Origin of the sequence: Mesorhizobium sp. DCY119 (genome assembly GCF_003590645.1) — a bacterium.
GTDB lineage: Bacteria > Pseudomonadota > Alphaproteobacteria > Rhizobiales > Rhizobiaceae > Mesorhizobium_M.
Genome location: NZ_CP031834.1, coordinates 2,968,220 through 2,984,265, shown reverse-complemented (window position 1 = coordinate 2,984,265; position 16,046 = coordinate 2,968,220). Strand labels below are relative to the sequence as shown.

The window sequence follows — 16,046 nt, the reverse complement described above, 5'->3', positions numbered from 1 at the left end:
GAAATCGGTTGTCGCGCGCAAACTGCTATTTTTGCCTCGCTTCCGCCACGACTTTTTTTAAAGTGACCATCTTTCCAGCGGCCAATCCGGACCGCGCCGATCGGAGCGTCTTCATGCGCGCACTGCGCCTTGCCTTGCTTGCCCTTGTTTCACCGTCGGCGCTGCTTGCTGTGCCCGCCTTTGCCGCAACGCCTCTGGCGCCGCATCGCGCGGTCTACGATCTCGTGCTCGACAAGGCTTCCGATCGCTCCGGCATAACCAGTCTTGCCGGACGCATGGTCTACGAGTTCAACGGTTCGCCCTGTGAAGGCTATACGGTCAAGTTCCGCTTCGTCACGCAGATCGACTCAGGCGACAACTCCAGGGTCACGGATCAGCAGACAACGACTTTCGAGGACGCGGAGGGCAAGACCTTCAGCTTCGTTACGAAGTCCTTTGTCGACCAGAATCTTGACAAGGAAGTGAAAGGCACCGCCACGCGTGAGGATAACGGGCTGAAGGTCGCCATCGACAAGCCTGAAAAGAGCGATCTCGAACTGTCGGCCACGCAGTTTCCGACCCAGCACCTGGAAGAGCTGATCAAGAAGGCCAACAGCGGCGAGACATTTTACGAAACCAATTTGTTCGATGGTTCCGAGGATGCCGACAAGGTGATGACGACCACTGTCATCGTCGGCAAGAAGACCGATTCGGATGCAGACAAGAGCGATCCGGAACTGCCCGCGCTCAAGACGCTCGGCAAGGACAAGTACTGGCCGGTCGAAATCGCCTATTTCGACGACCAATCTGCCGATGGCGGCGAGGAAGTGCCGGAATACCGCATCAGCTTCAAGCTGCACGAAAATGGCCTGACCCGCGATCTGATGATGGACTATGGCGAATTCTCGATGACCGGCAAGCTGGTCAACCTGTCGCTGTTTCCGGCTCCCAAGCAGAAATGCGACAAGTAGGCGTATTCGGCTGATGGCGGTCTATGTCGATGATGCGATCTGGCATTGGGCGGGCCGTCGCTGGTGCCATCTGATGGCGGATGACATGGCCGAACTCCATCGTTTCGCAGCACGGCTCGGTCTGCATCGCTCGTCCTACCAGGGACCGCCGAAAACCACCGCGCCTCACTACGATATCACCGCCTTCGAGCGGGATCGGGCTCTGAGGCTTGGAGCGGTCGCCTGCAGCCGCGAGGAAATCGTCACCGTTTTCAGGCGCGTGAAGGTTCACGCGGGCAAGAAAATACCGGCGCAGGTTCGCGCTGTGCCGGTCGCCGAAGTGGCCTGAAGCGCGCATCAAACCATGCGCGCTTGCTTTTCCAGGCTTCACCCTCTATATGCGCGCTCATTCCACACACGGACTTTGGTGTCTGCCCGGGAGAAATCCGGCTGAAACCTCCGGTGGCGTTTTACGGCCCGAACGCGAAAGTCATGAGACTTTTCGAACAAGGCCGGAAGATCGTCAGTTTGTCCGTGGAGGCTAACCGGAAAGGAAACTAAGAATGGCTCTGCCTGATTTCAGCATGCGCCAGCTTTTGGAAGCTGGCATTCACTTCGGCCACCAGACCCACCGCTGGAACCCGAAGATGGCGCCCTACATCTATGGCGCTCGCAACAACATCCACGTTATCGACCTGTCGCAGACGGTTCCGCTGCTCCACCAGGCGCTCAAGCAGGTGTCGGACACCGTCGCCAAGGGCGGCCGCGTCCTCTTCGTCGGCACCAAGCGCCAGGCTTCGGACATCGTTGCCGATGCTGCACAGCGTTCGGCTCAGTACTATGTCAACTCGCGTTGGCTCGGCGGCATGCTGACCAACTGGAAGACGATCTCGAACTCGATCCAGCGTCTGCGCAAGCTCGACGAAATGCTGGCCGGCGAAGCCCAGGGCTTCACCAAGAAGGAACGCCTGAACCTTGATCGTGAGCGCGAGAAGCTCAACAAGGCTCTCGGCGGCATCAAGGACATGGGCTCGACGCCTGACCTGATGTTCGTGATCGACACCAACAAGGAAGCGATCGCCATCCTGGAAGCCAAGCGTCTCGGCATCCCGGTTGTTGCCGTTCTCGATTCGAACTGCGATCCGGACAAGATCGATTTCCCGATCCCGGGCAATGACGACGCGGCACGCGCCATCCAGCTTTATTGCGACCTGATCGCCAAGGCTGCTATCGACGGCATCGCTCGCCAGCAGGGCGCTCTCGGCGTCGACGTTGGCGCTGCGATCGAAGCTCCGGTCGAGCCGGCTCTCGACGAGACGCCTGCTGCAGCACCCGAAGGCTCCGCGCCCGAGGCTTAATACCGCGAAGGCCGGTTCCGGCCTTCATTTTTCTGAAATTTGGCGTGGATTGTCGCGCTGGCGTCAGGCGCATCATCGATTGTTCGGTGGTGCGCCCGCGCATTTCGAACAAAGAGGCAAAAATGAGCATTTCAGCTGCACAGGTTAAACAGCTCCGCGACATGACCGGCGCGGGCATGATGGATTGCAAGGCGGCTCTCGCCGAGACCAATGGCGACATGGAAGCTGCCGTTGACTGGCTGCGCGCCAAGGGTATTGCCAAGGCCGACAAGAAGGCCGGCCGTACCGCCGCTGAAGGCTTGATCGGCGTTGCCGGCAATGCGACCAGCGCTGTCGTCGTCGAGGTGAATTCCGAGACCGATTTCGTCGCTCGCGCCGAAGGCTTTCAGGAAATCGTCCGCAACGTGGCTGCGGTCGCGCTCGAAGTCGGCGGCGAGACCGAAGCGGTCGCTGTTGCCAATTATCCGGGCTCTGACAAGTCCGTCGTCGACGCGATCAAGGACGCTGTCGGCACGATCGGTGAAAACCTGTCGTTCCGCCGTTCGGCCAAGCTGTCGGTTTCGTCGGGCGCTGTCGCGACCTACGTTCACAATGCCGTCGCCGACAATCTCGGCAAGCTCGGCGTGCTCGTTGCCGTCGAGACGACCGGCAATGCGGACGCTGCACGCGCCTTCGGCAAGCAGGTTGCCATGCACGTTGCCGCGACCAACCCGCTCGCGCTGACCGCCGAAGAGGTCGATCCGGCCGCCGTTGCTCGCGAAAAGGCGATCTTCACCGAGCAGGCCCGCGAATCGGGCAAGCCGGAAAACATCATCGAGAAGATGGTGGAAGGCCGCCTGCGCAAGTTCTACGAGGAAGTCGTTCTTCTGAAGCAGGCTTTCGTGCTCAATCCGGACCTGACGGTCGAGGCTGCCCTCAAGGCTGCCGAGAAGGAAATCGGCGCTCCGGCCAAGGTCACTGGCTTCCTGCGCTTCGCCCTCGGCGAAGGCATCGAGAAGGAAGAGACCGACTTCGCAGCCGAAGTCGCTGCTGCGGTGAAAAAGTAACGCCGCTTCAAACTCTTCTATAGCGTTATGAACAGGGCATCGCGTGACAACGCGGTGCCCTTCGTGTATCGCCACCTTCCGGAGGAAGCGTGAACCTCGTGTCTCGCTTGGAATGCCGTAACCACACCAGACATGATGAGGAAAATATGACGGCAAAACCCTTGTATCGACGTGTCTTGCTGAAAGCGTCGGGCGAGGCGCTGATGGGCGAGCAGCATTTCGGTATCGATGTGTCCGTGGTCGACCGTATCGCCTCCGACATTGCCGAGGCGAGGGCGCTTGGCGTCGAGGTGGCCGTGGTCATCGGCGGTGGCAATATCTTCCGCGGCGTCGCCGTTGCCTCTAAGGGCGGCGACCGCGTCACCGGCGACCATATGGGCATGCTGGCGACAGTCATCAACTCGCTGGCGCTGCGCACCTCTCTGGTCAAGCTCGGCGTCGAGGCTGTGGTCCTGTCTGCAATCGCGATGCCGGAACTCTGCGAAAGCTTCTCGCAGCGCCAGGCGACCGCCTACATGAACGAAGGCAAGGTCGTGATTTTCGCCGGCGGCACCGGCAATCCGTTCTTCACCACTGATTCGGCTGCCGCCCTGCGTGCCGCCGAGATTGGTGCCGATGCGCTGTTCAAGGGAACGCAGGTCGACGGTGTCTACTCTGCCGATCCCAAGAAGGATCCTACCGCGACGCGTTTCGATCGCATAAGCCACGACGAAGTCATCAAACGCGGGCTTTCGATCATGGATATCGCCGCAATTGCGCTTGCGCGCGAAAACAACATCCCGATAATCGTCTACTCGATACACGAGCAGGGCGGTTTCGGCGAAATTCTCAAGGGTGGTGGCCGCTGCACGGTCGTCGCCGACGTATAAACTGCAAGGACTGACCTTGTTATCGAGAGGTCAAGGAGAAGAAAAGATGAGCAACGGGGCAGATTTCAACGACATCCAGCGGCGCATGGACGGCGCGATTAACGCCTTCAAGCACGATCTGGCCTCGCTGAGGACCGGCCGCGCGTCGAGCAATCTTCTCGATCCGATCCAGGTCCAGGCTTATGGCACCGCGATGCCCCTCACGCAGGTCGCGACCGTTTCGGTGCCGGAGCCACGCATGATCTCGGTTTCGGTGTGGGACAAGTCGATGGTCGGCGCCGTCGACCGCGCCATTCGTGAATCCAATCTCGGTTTCAACCCGATCGTGGATGGCACAACGCTGCGTATCCCCCTGCCGGAACTCAACGAGCAGCGCCGCAAGGAACTGGTCAAGATCGCGCATAACTATGCAGAGAATGCCCGCGTGGCAGTGCGCCATGTGCGTCGCGATGGCATGGATCATCTCAAGAAAGCCCAGAAGGATGGCGACATCAGCGAGGATGACTCGCGTGTGCAGTCCGACAAGGTTCAGAAACTGACTGATGATACGATCAGCATGGTCGACAGCCTGCTGTCAGGAAAAGAAGCCGAGATCATGCATGTTTGAGGCGCGCTCGGCATAGCCGGCGGCCCGAAAGCGAACCGATGACAACGCCCGCGCACGTCGCGATCATCATGGATGGAAATGGCCGCTGGGCCAAGGCGCGGGGCTTGCCACGCCTTGCCGGGCACAAGGCGGGCGTCGAGGCGTTGCGTCGCACCGTGCGCAACGCTGCCGATCTCGGCATCTCGTGGCTGACGGTTTACGCCTTCTCCTCGGAGAACTGGTCGCGCCCGAAGTCGGAAGTCAGCGACCTGATGGGGCTTCTGAAGCTGTTCATCCGGCGTGATCTTGCCGAGTTGCACCAGAATGGCGTGCGCGTCCGCATCGTTGGCGAACGCGCCGATCTCCAGCCGGATATTGCAGCTCTGCTTGATGAGGCCGAATCGCTCACCGAAAACAACCGGGCCATCAATCTGGTCATCGCCTTCAACTATGGCGGCCGCGACGAAATCGTCCGCGCTGCCCGAAAGATTGCTGCAGATGCGCTGGCGGGCAAGATCGCACTCGGCGAAATCACATCCGAAACTGTCGCCAAAGCTCTGGATACAAACGACATTCCGGATCCGGACCTCGTCATTCGAACCAGCGGCGAAATGCGTCTTTCCAATTTCCTGCTCTGGCAGGCCGCCTACAGCGAATTCGTTTTCGAGCCTTGCTACTGGCCGGATTTCACCCGGGAGCACCTCGCAGAAGCGCTTCGCCAGTATGCGGCACGTGAGCGTCGATTCGGCGGCCTGGACGCGCGAGGCGTCGCATCTTGAGCGGCGTTAACATGAGTAATCTCCAGCTGCGGGTGATCTCCGGCATCGTCATGGCCGCTGTCGTGCTGCTCCTGGCGTGGCTGGGCGGCTTGCCGTTTCGGATATTGTCGGCCGCGATCGCAGCCGCAGTCTTTTATGAGTGGTGCGCGATGTCCCGCACCTCCACCAACTCTGCCTATCACGCGCTTTCGGCGATCCTATTGGCTGCGGCGCTGATTGCGCTGGTGGCAGGTTTTCCGGCTGCCACAGTATTCGCCGTCCTGGGGTGCGCTGTCGTTGCCTCAGCCCTGACGGGGCTTATTCGCGGGCAGGGCACATGGACAACGGCAGGCCTAGCCTATGCAGGCTTGTCGGGTATTTCGCTCGCTTTCCTGCGCGACGCAGACAGATCCGGCCTGATGGCGATCCTGTTTCTATTCGCAACCGTGTGGGCCACTGATATCTTCGCCTACTTCGTCGGCCGCGCTATCGGCGGGCCCAAGCTGGCGCCGTCCATTTCGCCGGGAAAGACCTGGAGCGGAGCCATTGGTGGAACAGTTTGCGGCATGGTCGCAGGGCTTGCGGTGGCTTTCCTTGCCGGTGGCAACCTGTTGACGCTCATTCCCGTGGTGTTCTTGCTCTCTGTCGCCTCGCAGATAGGCGACCTGTTCGAATCATGGGTCAAGCGACGCCATGGGGTAAAGGACTCAAGCAACCTCATCCCCGGACATGGGGGCGTGATGGACCGTGTCGACGGGCTTGTCGCGGCTGCCTTTGCCCTGTACGTCATCGGCGCACTTCTCGGTGGCGCGGATCATCCGGCCAGCGGTCTGTTTCCGGCCTGAGGCGAAAAAGCCGCGCTGCGATCTTCGCTCGGCACGATGCCTTGGATTCGCCCGGATTCACATCACACACTCACGGCGCGGGCTTCGCCGAATCTTGTTGAGGGCATTGGGGGCATGGTTTGAGCGAGATACTTCCTGCGGTGTTCGGCGTGAACAGTCTGCTCGTCGGCACCATCATACCGTTCCTGTTCGTTTTGACCGTTGTCGTGTTCGTCCACGAGATGGGGCACTATCTAGTCGGGCGCTGGTGCGGCATAGGGGTACAGGCCTTTTCCATCGGCTTCGGACCTGAGCTTTTTGGCTTCAATGATCGCCACGGCACGCGCTGGAAGTTATCGGCCATACCGCTCGGTGGATACGTCAAATTCGTTGGTGACATGAATGTCACCAGTGCGCCTGATTCTACCGAGACGGCCAACCTCACCGACGCTGAACGCAAGGTAGCCTTTCACACCCAGCCGATCTGGAAGCGGGCTCTCACCGTATTCGCCGGGCCGGCGTTCAATTTTCTGCTGACGATTGCCGTCTTTACCGTGATGTTTTCCGTCTATGGCCGCTTCGTCGCCGAGCCGATGGTCGCTGAAGTGCGCCCCGACAGTCCGGCTGCAAGAGCAGGCATCCTGCCGGGCGATCGGTTTGTCAGGGTTGGCGGCACGCGCGTGGAAACCTTCGCGGATGTCCAGCGCCTGGTTTCAGGGCGCACCGGCGACGCGATCGAGTTCGTGATGCTGCGTGATGGCAAGGAAGTCACCGTCAATGCCACGCCGGAAGTCATGGAACAGAAGGACGCGCTTGGAAACAACGTCAAGGTCGGCGTCATCGGTGTGGTCAACAACGAGCAGGTGGGTCAGCCGCGTGTCATCAGCTACAGCCCGCCCGGCGCCTTGCTTGAGGCGGTCTATGAGACCGGCAACATAATCGCGAGAACCGGCCAGTTCTTTCAGCGCTTCGTCGTGGGGCGTGAGGACAAGTGCCAGCTCGGCGGACCGGTGAAAATCGCCGACATGGCCGGCAAGGCGGCCAAGCTCGGTTTCGAATGGCTGGTGCAACTCGTGGCGCTTTTGTCGGTCGGAATCGGTTTTCTCAATCTTTTGCCGATTCCGCCACTGGACGGCGGGCATCTGCTTTTCTATGGAGTTGAGGCCGTCATCCGACGGCCGGTGTCGGAGCGGGTGACGGAAGCCTTCTATCGCCTCGGCATGCTGCTGGTTCTGGGCTTTATGGGGTTCGTGTTCTGGAACGATCTCTTTGGATGCTGAAATCATGAAGAAATTTGCCTCGATGAGGGGCGGTATTGAGACGGCGTTTACCATCAATGGCGATATGAGTGACGCGAATGTCACGCTGAATGGCTAAGTAAACGCAAATTAACCAGAAGCCTTGCGTGTAGGGAAAATCCGGTTAATACGGTATGGGAAATTAGCCGCACGTCCGGTTTTCTCGCCGTGGGGACTTCGAGAAAAAGGTTATATAGCCCTATGAAGGCAGCATCGAGTTTTCTAAACGCCGCGTCTGCGGTGGCTTTGTCCGCGTCGCTGGCAGTGCCGGCGGCTGTGGTTGCGCAGTTCGCCACCGTGTCTGTCGCTTCGGCGGCTGTCATCAGCAGCATCGACGTGCGGGGCAATCAACGCGTCGAAGCCCAGACGATCCGCGACTATGTGCAGATCCGTCCCGGCAAGGCATTTTCCAATGCCGATATCGACGAGGCGGTGAAACGCCTTTTCGCAACTGGCCTTTTCTCTGATGTCCGCATCAATCAGGCCGGCTCCACTCTGGTGGTGCAGGTCAGCGAGCTGCAGGTCGTCAATCAGGTCCTGTTCCAGGGCAACAAGAAGATCAAGGACGCGCAGCTTTCCGGCACGGTTCAGTTGAAGCCGCGCGGAACGTTCTCGAGCCAGACCATGGAAGCGGACGCCGAGGCGATTCGCGAATCCTACCGCCGCATCGGCCGCAACGACGTTGTGGTCAACACGCAGGTCATGGATCTTGGCGAGAATCGCGTCAACGTCGTCTTCGATATCAAGGAAGGCGATCGTACCAAAATCGCTGCGATCAACTTTGTCGGCAACAACGCCTTCAGCAATCGCCGCCTTGCCGATGTTATCTCGACCAAGAAGTCGACCATCCTGTCCTTCCTGATGCGCGACGACGTCTATGACGAGCAGCGTCTCCGTGCCGACGAGGAAGCGCTCCGCCGCTTCTATTACAACCGCGGTTATGCAGATTTCCGCGTTGTGTCGGCCTCTGGCGAATTGGACGAGGCCTCGAATACCTACACCGTCAACATCACGGTTGAGGAAGGCGAGAAGTACACGTTCGGCGACGTTTCGGTCGAAAGCTCGATCCCGGAAGTCGATACGACTGAACTCCAGTCGCAGCTCAAGACCAGGCCGGGCGCCGTCTACAGCGCCAAGAATGTCGAAGATTCCATCATCGCCGTGACTGAAGACGTGGCTGGCAAGGGTTATGCCTTTGCTCAGGTTACGCCGCGCGGCGACCGCAACTTCGAAAACCACACGATCTCGGTTGTCTACACCGTTGATCAGGGTGCGAAGACCTATGTCGAGCGCATCGAAATCCGCGGCAACGCACGCACCCGCGACTATGTCATCCGTCGCGAATTCGACGTCAGCGAAGGCGATGCCTTCAACCAGGTTCTCATCCAGCGCGCGAAGAAGCGGCTGGAAGCACTCAACTACTTTGAAACAGTCGAAATTTCGACGGCACCGGGAGCTGAGCCCGATCAGGTCGTTCTCGTCGTCGATGTTGTTGAAAAGTCGACCGGCGAGTTCTCGATCGGCGCAGGCTATACGTCGGGCGGCGAAACGCCTGGCCCGTCGGTTGAAGGCTCCATTACCGAGCGGAACTTCCTCGGCCGCGGTCAGTACATCAAGGTGTCTGCCGGTGGCGGCAGCAAGTCGCGTGACTTCATGGTCTCGTTCACCGAGCCATACTTTCTCGGCCGTCGCATCGCCGCCGGTTTCGACATCTTCCGGCAGACGCGAACCTACGACAAGTATGAGAGCGAGGCGAACGGCGCGACCATTCGTTTCGGCCTGCCAATCACAGAAGCTCTGTCGACGCAGCTTGCCTACAACTTCACGCAGGAAAAATATAAATACCGTGATCGTTGCTTGACGGATGGCGAATACGATCCGACCAAGAACAACTGCGATGATATATCCAACGCGATTCAAGAAGGCATTGCCGAAAGTCCTTGGAACAAGTCGTCGGTTTCCGGAACAATTCTCTACAACACCATTGATGATATGAAGAACCCGCATGCGGGTCTCTATGCGACCTTCACGACGGAAGTTGCCGGTCTCGGCGGTGATGCCAAGTTCGTCAAGCTGACGGGGCGTGGTTCCTACTATCAGACCCTTTCGGAAGAAATGGATATCGTTGGCTTGGCCAGCGTCGGCGGTGGCCATATTGCAGGCTACGGAGACGATGGCCTGCGCATATTCGATCACTTCAAGGGCAGCGAGCGCATGATTCGCGGCTTTGAATATGATGGTTTCGGCCCGTATGATGCCGCTACAGGCGATCATCTCGGCGGCACCACCTATTTCAACGCCTCTCTGGAAGCGCAGTTCCCGGTACCAGTTATCCCTGAAAGCTTCGGTCTGCGTGGCGCAGTCTTTGCCGATGCGGCGACGCTCTACGGCAGCAAGATCGATGCTGCGGATGTTACCGTTGCCGGCAAGAGCATGGAGTGGCGCGCTTCGGTCGGTGCCGGTCTTATCTGGGCTTCGCCGTTCGGACCGCTTCGCGTCAACTACGCTGTTCCAGTCGTCAAGCAAGACAACGACGACGTCCAGAACTTCAGCTTCGGTATCTCATCCCGCTTCTGATCGAGCGGGCCGACACTTCCGGGCCATCGTGCCCGGAAGAGAAGGTGCACATGTCCGATCCGGTTTTCTTCGCGCCGTCACGCCGCTATACGGCACTTGAGATAGCCGGCCTGACGGGCGCGGAGCTTGTCGATTCCAGCTATGGCAAAACGTCCATCTCCACCATCGCTCCGGCGAGCGAGGGTGGGAAGGACGCGCTTGTTTTCATCGAGGGGCGGAAGAACGCCGGCCCCCTGAGAACGCTCAACGCCGCCATACTTCTTTGCACACCCGATATAGCCGACCAGGCGCCTCCTGGCGTCGCTGTTCTCGTTACGCCAAGGCCGCAGGCAGCCTTCGCTCAGATCGGACGCCTGCTGTTCCCAGCTGCGGCATCGCCGCCGCCCATGACGGGTGAGACCGGCATTTCACCCCGCGCTCATATTGACCCTAGCGCCAGGCTCGAGTCCGGCGTCATTGTCGAACCGGGTGCGGTGATCGGTGCGGATGTCGCCATCGGTAGCGGCACTATCATCGCGCCGAACGCAGTCATTGCGCGGTCCGTGCAGATCGGCCGGGATTGCTTCATCGGGCCGAATGTCAGCGTGCAGTGCGCGCTCGTGGGTAATCGCGTGGTCATTCATAGCGGCGCGAGCGTTGGCCGCGAAGGATTCGGTTTCGTCGGCGGCGCGAATGGTCCGGAGCGCATTCCGCAAATCGGCCGCGTCATCATCCAGGACAACGTCGAGATCGGCGCCAACACCACCGTGGACCGCGGCGCTATGTCTGACACCGTCATCGGCGAAGGTACCAAGATCGATAATCTCGTCCAGATCGCACACAATGTTCGCATTGGGCGTGGCTGCGTCATTGCCGGACATTGCGGCATTTCAGGTTCCGTCACCATCGGCGACTTCGTGATGATGGGCGGGCGTGTTGGCCTGGCCGATCATCTCACTATCGGCAGCGGCGCACGTCTTGCAGCTGCCAGCGGCTTCATGAATGACGTGCCGGCCGGTGAAGTCTGGGCCGGTCTACCGGCGCGGCCAATGATGGAATTCATGCGCGACGTTGCCGCAATTCGAAAATTGTCCTCAAAGCCCAAGAAGGGGTGAGACCATAATGGCTGACAACGCCCCGACCACGCTCGAAGCCGTGGACATTCTGGGATTGATGAAGCTTCTGCCTCATCGCTACCCATTCCTGTTGGTCGACAGGATCATCGAGATCGATGAGGACAATTCGGCGATCGGAATCAAGAACGTCACCATCAACGAACCGCACTTTCAGGGACATTTCCCCGAGCAGCCGGTCATGCCCGGCGTGTTGATCATCGAAGCGATGGCGCAAACGGCGGGCGCAATCTGCATCAAGAGCCAGAACACCGACAAGCCGTCGCTCGTCTATTTCATGACCATAGACAATGCGAAGTTCCGGCGGCCCGTCGTGCCTGGCGACCGCCTTCACATCCATGTGAAAAAGCTGAAAAAAAGAGGCAATATCTGGCGTTTCGCTTGCGAAGCGATGGTTGACGGCGCAAAGGCAGCGGAAGCGGAAATTTCCGCGATGATGTCGCCGCCCGTGGCCTGACCAGCGAGAATACATGCAGACTGAAACATTCATTCATCCGTCCTCCGTCATTGAAGAAGGCGCCCGCATTGGCGCGGGAGCGCATATCGGCCCGCTCTGTTACATCGGGAGCGATGTCGTCATCGGTGAAAACGTCAGGCTCGTCAGCCACGTAACGGTCATCGGCGCAACGACCATAGGCGAGGGTTGCACCGTATGGCCCCAGGCCGTGCTTGGCGGACCGCCGCAGAACACCAGCCACAAGGGCGGCCGCACCACGCTGACGATCGGCAAGAACTGCACCATCCGCGAGTTCGTGACCATGCATGTCGGCACCGACAATGCGCGCGGCGCGACCATCGTAGGCGACAACGGCACCTTCCTTGCCTATTCGCACGTCGCCCACGACTGCACCGTCGGCAACAACGTCACGCTGACGAATGGCGCTACGCTCGGCGGTCACTGCGAAGTCGGCGACAATGTCGGCATCGGCGGTTTGAGTGCCGTGCATCAGTTTGTCCGAATCGGCCAGAATGCGTTTCTTGCCGGCGGCTCAATGTTTGTTGGCGATGTCATTCCCTATGCGATCGCCATGGGCAATCGCGCCAAGCTGCGCGGCCTCAATGTCGTTGGCCTGAGGCGTTCGGGCATGTCCAAGGCCGACATCATGACGCTTCGGCGGGCCTACAAGACGATTTTCGATCGCGCGCGCCCGCTCAGTGAAAATCTGGAGATTGCCCGCGTCGAGTTTGCCGATTCTCCGACCGCGATGAAAATCGTCGATTTTCTCAGCGCGCGCGGCAAGCGTCACTATGCCGTTCCGCCGCTGAAGGGTGCCGTCGATGACGACGCCGACGAGGATTGAGCCAAAACTCCAGATAAAGCTTGCGCCCGGCGACAGGGTCGGCATCGTCGCGGGAAGCGGCAGACTGCCGATCAATGTTGCCGAACGTCTCACGGCCGTAGGTCACGCGCCATTCGTGGCCATGATCGAGGGCGAGGTGGACCAGGATCCGGCGCTGACATCCTGCGAACACGAGTATCTTCAGCTCGAAGACTTTGCAGTGCTGGTGCCGACACTGAAGCGCCACGGTGTCTCCCATGTCGTTCTGGCTGGGGGCATCGCGCGCCGTCCTGAATGGCGCAAGATCAAACCGCGCCTCGCACTCCTTGCGATCCTGCCGAGAGCCCTGGCAGGGCTTGCACGTGGCGACAATGGGCTTTTGAAGGCATTGGTCGGCGGGCTGGAGGCCTACGGCATGAAGGTCGTGGGTGCGCATGAGATCGTGCCTGACCTGCTGGCGGTCGAAGGTGCGATGACGCGCGCGGCTCCATTGAAGGCGGATTGGCGCGATCTGGATGCAGCACTTGAGGCCGCGCGCACTATCGGCGCGCTGGACGTTGGGCAGGGGGCTGTTGCTATCGGTGGCCGTGTCATCGCTCTGGAAGGCATAGAGGGCACCGACGGCCTCCTTGCCCGCGTCGCCGGTATGCGCGGCCATGGGCGCATAGCCGGCAAGAAGCGCGGCGTTCTGGTCAAATGCGCCAAGCCGGACCAGGAGATGCGGGCAGACCTGCCGACGATCGGGCCGGGAACAGTCGAAGGCGCGCATGCGGCCGGCCTTGCCGGCATCGGTGTGGAGGCAGGCGGCTCGCTGGTGCTCGATTATGCAAAGATGATCGAGCGGGCAGACGCGCTCGGCCTCTTCGTCGTCGGCCTACCCAAGGGTTCAGGCAAATGACCGCTGCGCCGCTCAAGATAGCGATCGTTGCCGGTGAAGAGTCGGGCGACCTCCTTGGTGCGGACATCATCCACGCCTTGCGGAAGGCGACTGGCCGTGAAATCGAGCTGGTCGGCATCGGCGGCAGGCACCTGCAGGCGCTCGGGCTGACGCCGCTGTTCGACGGCAGTGATATCGCATTGATGGGCGTTACGGCGATCCTTCGCGATTTGCCGCGCTTGTATAAGCGCATCGGCCAGACAGCGCAGATGATCGTTGCCGAAAAGCCGGATTGCCTGATCACGATCGACAGCCCGGACTTTGCCTTGCGCGTTACCAAAAAGGTCCGTGCTGCCGATCCGGCCATCCCGATTGTCCATTACGTCTGCCCGAGCGTGTGGGCGTGGCGGCCGGGCAGGGCACGCGCCATGCGGCCGCATGTCGATCATGTGCTGTGCATCCTGCCGTTCGAAACTGCCGAACTTGAACGCCTCGGTGGCCCGCCCGGCACCTATGTCGGGCATCGGCTGACGCAGGACCCCAACGTTCAGGCAACCGCCAGCGCGCAGGCGCATCCGCGCGATCTTTCGGACGGTCGCGAAAAGACACTGCTGCTTCTGCCCGGTTCACGAAGGGGTGAGGTGAAGGGGCTCATCGAGCCTTTCGGCCAGACCGTCTCTGCATTGCGTGCGCGTGGCCATAAATTGCGCATCCTGCTGCCGACGGTTCCGCATGCTGCGGATATGGTGAAAGCTGCGGTCGCCGGCTGGGAACAGCAGCCCGAAATCATTCTCGATCCGGCCGGAAAATGGCGGGCATTTGCTGAAGCCGACGCTGCCTTGATAGCATCCGGAACAGTTTCACTGGAACTTGCGCTCTCCGGCGTGCCAATGGTGTCGAGCTACAAGCTCGACGCCATCGCGCGTTTGATTTTAAGCATGGTCACGGTTTGGTCTGCCCTTCTGCCCAATCTTATTGCCGATCGACCCATCGTGCCGGAATTCTACGACAAGTATGTTCGGCCGCAAAACCTCGCCCGGCATATCGAGGCGCTGTTTTCGGATACCGCATTCCGGACCTGGCAGAAGGATGGTTTTGCCGAAGTGGCAAAGCGCATGGCGACCGAACGACCGTCCGGCGACATTGCCGCAGATGTAGTTCTTGCTGAGATCGCCAGAAAAAAAGCGAAATAAAAAGCGCCCGGTAGGGCGCTTTTTTAATGCGGAATATCTGAACGATCAGCGCTTGGCGATCGGCACGTAGTCGCGCTCCGGCGAGCCGGTATAGAGCTGGCGCGGGCGGCCGATCTTCTGGTGCGGATCCTCGATCATTTCCTTCCACTGGGCGATCCAGCCGACCGTGCGTGCAACAGCGAACAGCACCGTGAACATGGTGGTGGGGAAGCCGAGCGCCTTCAGCGTAATGCCGGAATAAAAGTCGATGTTCGGATAGAGCTTCTTCTCGATGAAATAGCTGTCGGTCAGGGCAATCTTTTCCAGCTCCATCGCCACGTCGAGCATCGGATCGTCCTTGATGCCGAGCTCGCCCAGAACCTCGTGCGTCGTCTTCTGCATGATCTTGGCGCGCGGATCGTAGTTCTTGTAGACGCGATGGCCAAAGCCCATCAGGCGGAACGGATCGTTCTTGTCCTTGGCGCGAGCGATGAATTCGGGGATGCGATCGACATGGCCGATCTCGGCCAGCATGTTGAGCGCAGCTTCATTGGCGCCGCCATGTGCAGGACCCCACAGGCAGGCAATGCCGGCAGCGATGCACGCAAAGGGATTGGCGCCCGACGAGCCGGCCAGACGAACGGTCGAGGTCGAGGCGTTCTGCTCGTGGTCGGCGTGCAGGATAAAGATGCGCTCCATGGCGCGCGCCAACACCGGATTGACCTTGTATTCCTCGCACGGCACGGCGAAGCACATATGCAGGAAGTTGGCCGCGAAATTCAGCTCGTTCTTCGGGTAAATGAAGGGCTGGCCGATGTGGTATTTGTAGGCCATGGCCGCAATGGTCGGCATCTTGGCGATCAGGCGGATGGAAGCGACCATGCGCTGGTGCGGGTCCGAAATGTCGGTCGAGTCGTGATAGAAGGCCGACAGTGCCCCGACCACACCGCACATTACCGCCATCGGGTGCGCGTCGCGGCGGAAGCCGGTGAAGAAGCGTGACATCTGCTCATGCACCATGGTGTGGCGCGTGACGCGGTAATCGAAGTCGTCCTTCTGCGCCTTGGTCGGCAATTCGCCGTAAAGCAGCAGATAGCAGGCCTCAAGGAAGTCGCCGTGCTCGGCCAGCTGGTCGATGGGGTAGCCGCGATGCAGCAGGATGCCCTCATCGCCATCGATGAAGGTGATTTCCGACTCGCAGCTCGCCGTGGAGGTAAAGCCGGGGTCGTAGGTAAAAGCGCCGGTATCCTTGTAGAGTGCGCCGATGTCGATCACGTCTGGTCCGACGGAGCCACTTCGCACCTTGAACTCGTGGGTTTTGCCGCCAAATTCCAGTTTCGCTGTCGATTCGGTCATTGCA

General features: G+C 60.0%; 16 protein-coding genes. 15 read left to right on the top strand and 1 reads right to left on the bottom strand.

All coding sequences use genetic code 11. The features are described 5' to 3' along the window. The first annotated feature begins 113 nt into the window (after nucleotides 1-113). The 15 genes from DZG07_RS14530 (at nucleotide 114) to lpxB (ending at nucleotide 14,707) form a co-directional block, all read left to right on the top strand. Nucleotides 114-950 (top strand): cell envelope integrity EipB family protein, encoded by an 837-nt coding sequence (locus tag DZG07_RS14530; protein WP_091916873.1) that lies wholly within the window; start codon nucleotides 114-116, stop codon nucleotides 948-950. A 13-nt stretch (nucleotides 951-963) separates the two neighbouring features. After that, nucleotides 964-1,278: a DUF4031 domain-containing protein gene (locus tag DZG07_RS14525; protein WP_119818103.1), complete on the top strand. Its 315-nt coding sequence runs from the start codon at nucleotides 964-966 to the stop codon at nucleotides 1,276-1,278. 214 nt (nucleotides 1,279-1,492) lie between these two features. Next, complete coding sequence (gene rpsB / locus DZG07_RS14520) at nucleotides 1,493-2,287, top strand: 30S ribosomal protein S2 (RefSeq protein ID WP_091916797.1); 795 nt, start codon at nucleotides 1,493-1,495, stop codon at nucleotides 2,285-2,287. Between the two features lie 122 nt (nucleotides 2,288-2,409). Beyond that, nucleotides 2,410-3,333 (top strand): translation elongation factor Ts, encoded by a 924-nt coding sequence (tsf, locus tag DZG07_RS14515; protein ID WP_119821739.1) that lies wholly within the window; start codon nucleotides 2,410-2,412, stop codon nucleotides 3,331-3,333. A 146-nt stretch (nucleotides 3,334-3,479) separates the two neighbouring features. Then, a complete protein-coding gene (pyrH, locus tag DZG07_RS14510) occupies nucleotides 3,480-4,202 on the top strand; it encodes a UMP kinase (protein WP_091916799.1) in 723 nt (240 codons plus the stop codon). A 46-nt stretch (nucleotides 4,203-4,248) separates the two neighbouring features. Next, the gene (frr, locus tag DZG07_RS14505; RefSeq protein ID WP_091916801.1) at nucleotides 4,249-4,809 is read left to right on the top strand and encodes a ribosome recycling factor; all 561 of its coding nucleotides are present in this window, start codon (nucleotides 4,249-4,251) and stop codon (nucleotides 4,807-4,809) included. Beyond that, the gene (locus DZG07_RS14500) at nucleotides 4,806-5,567 is read left to right on the top strand and encodes an isoprenyl transferase (RefSeq protein WP_280141848.1); all 762 of its coding nucleotides are present in this window, start codon (nucleotides 4,806-4,808) and stop codon (nucleotides 5,565-5,567) included. Before frr ends, DZG07_RS14500 begins: the two co-directional genes overlap by 4 nt. An 11-nt stretch (nucleotides 5,568-5,578) precedes the next feature. Further along, nucleotides 5,579-6,391 (top strand): phosphatidate cytidylyltransferase, encoded by an 813-nt coding sequence (locus DZG07_RS14495; protein ID WP_119818100.1) that lies wholly within the window; start codon nucleotides 5,579-5,581, stop codon nucleotides 6,389-6,391. Between the two features lie 119 nt (nucleotides 6,392-6,510). After that, entirely contained in the window at nucleotides 6,511-7,650 is a 1,140-nt protein-coding gene (rseP, locus tag DZG07_RS14490; protein WP_091916809.1) for an RIP metalloprotease RseP, read from the top strand. A gap of 219 nt (nucleotides 7,651-7,869) precedes the next feature. After that, nucleotides 7,870-10,245, top strand: a complete 2,376-nt coding sequence (bamA, locus tag DZG07_RS14485) for an outer membrane protein assembly factor BamA (RefSeq protein WP_119818097.1) — start codon at nucleotides 7,870-7,872, stop codon at nucleotides 10,243-10,245. 50 nt (nucleotides 10,246-10,295) lie between these two features. Further along, complete coding sequence (gene lpxD / locus DZG07_RS14480; RefSeq protein WP_091916813.1) at nucleotides 10,296-11,339, top strand: UDP-3-O-(3-hydroxymyristoyl)glucosamine N-acyltransferase; 1,044 nt, start codon at nucleotides 10,296-10,298, stop codon at nucleotides 11,337-11,339. A gap of 7 nt (nucleotides 11,340-11,346) precedes the next feature. After that, entirely contained in the window at nucleotides 11,347-11,814 is a 468-nt protein-coding gene (gene fabZ, locus DZG07_RS14475) for a 3-hydroxyacyl-ACP dehydratase FabZ (RefSeq protein ID WP_091916815.1), read from the top strand. A 13-nt stretch (nucleotides 11,815-11,827) separates the two neighbouring features. Then, on the top strand, nucleotides 11,828-12,658 hold the full coding sequence (gene lpxA / locus DZG07_RS14470; protein WP_119818094.1) for an acyl-ACP--UDP-N-acetylglucosamine O-acyltransferase: 831 nt from the start codon (nucleotides 11,828-11,830) through the stop codon (nucleotides 12,656-12,658). Next, complete coding sequence (gene lpxI, locus DZG07_RS14465; protein ID WP_119818091.1) at nucleotides 12,636-13,535, top strand: UDP-2,3-diacylglucosamine diphosphatase LpxI; 900 nt, start codon at nucleotides 12,636-12,638, stop codon at nucleotides 13,533-13,535. Before lpxA ends, lpxI begins: the two co-directional genes overlap by 23 nt. After that, on the top strand, nucleotides 13,532-14,707 hold the full coding sequence (gene lpxB / locus DZG07_RS14460; protein ID WP_119818088.1) for a lipid-A-disaccharide synthase: 1,176 nt from the start codon (nucleotides 13,532-13,534) through the stop codon (nucleotides 14,705-14,707). Before lpxI ends, lpxB begins: the two co-directional genes overlap by 4 nt. Before the next feature lie 45 nt (nucleotides 14,708-14,752). On the opposite strand, the gene gltA is transcribed toward lpxB, so the two are convergent. Further along, nucleotides 14,753-16,042, bottom strand: a complete 1,290-nt coding sequence (gene gltA, locus DZG07_RS14455) for a citrate synthase (protein WP_091916823.1) — start codon at nucleotides 16,040-16,042, stop codon at nucleotides 14,753-14,755. Nucleotides 16,043-16,046 lie beyond the last annotated feature (4 nt).

Excerpts from the sequence above, each read along its gene's own strand:
- DZG07_RS14530 (WP_091916873.1), top strand. The coding sequence starts at position 114 with ATGCGCGCACTGCGCCTTGCCTTGCTTGCCCTTGTTTCACCGTCGGCG.
- DZG07_RS14525 (WP_119818103.1), top strand. The coding sequence starts at position 964 with ATGGCGGTCTATGTCGATGATGCGATCTGGCATTGGGCGGGCCGTCGC.
- rpsB (WP_091916797.1), top strand. The coding sequence starts at position 1,493 with ATGGCTCTGCCTGATTTCAGCATGCGCCAGCTTTTGGAAGCTGGCATT.
- tsf (WP_119821739.1), top strand. The coding sequence starts at position 2,410 with ATGAGCATTTCAGCTGCACAGGTTAAACAGCTCCGCGACATGACCGGC.
- pyrH (WP_091916799.1), top strand. The coding sequence starts at position 3,480 with ATGACGGCAAAACCCTTGTATCGACGTGTCTTGCTGAAAGCGTCGGGC.
- frr (WP_091916801.1), top strand. The coding sequence starts at position 4,249 with ATGAGCAACGGGGCAGATTTCAACGACATCCAGCGGCGCATGGACGGC.
- DZG07_RS14495 (WP_119818100.1), top strand. The coding sequence starts at position 5,579 with ATGAGTAATCTCCAGCTGCGGGTGATCTCCGGCATCGTCATGGCCGCT.
- bamA (WP_119818097.1), top strand. The coding sequence starts at position 7,870 with ATGAAGGCAGCATCGAGTTTTCTAAACGCCGCGTCTGCGGTGGCTTTG.
- lpxD (WP_091916813.1), top strand. The coding sequence starts at position 10,296 with ATGTCCGATCCGGTTTTCTTCGCGCCGTCACGCCGCTATACGGCACTT.
- fabZ (WP_091916815.1), top strand. The coding sequence starts at position 11,347 with ATGGCTGACAACGCCCCGACCACGCTCGAAGCCGTGGACATTCTGGGA.
- lpxA (WP_119818094.1), top strand. The coding sequence starts at position 11,828 with ATGCAGACTGAAACATTCATTCATCCGTCCTCCGTCATTGAAGAAGGC.
- lpxI (WP_119818091.1), top strand. The coding sequence starts at position 12,636 with ATGACGACGCCGACGAGGATTGAGCCAAAACTCCAGATAAAGCTTGCG.
- lpxB (WP_119818088.1), top strand. The coding sequence starts at position 13,532 with ATGACCGCTGCGCCGCTCAAGATAGCGATCGTTGCCGGTGAAGAGTCG.
- gltA (WP_091916823.1), bottom strand. The coding sequence starts at position 16,042 with ATGACCGAATCGACAGCGAAACTGGAATTTGGCGGCAAAACCCACGAG.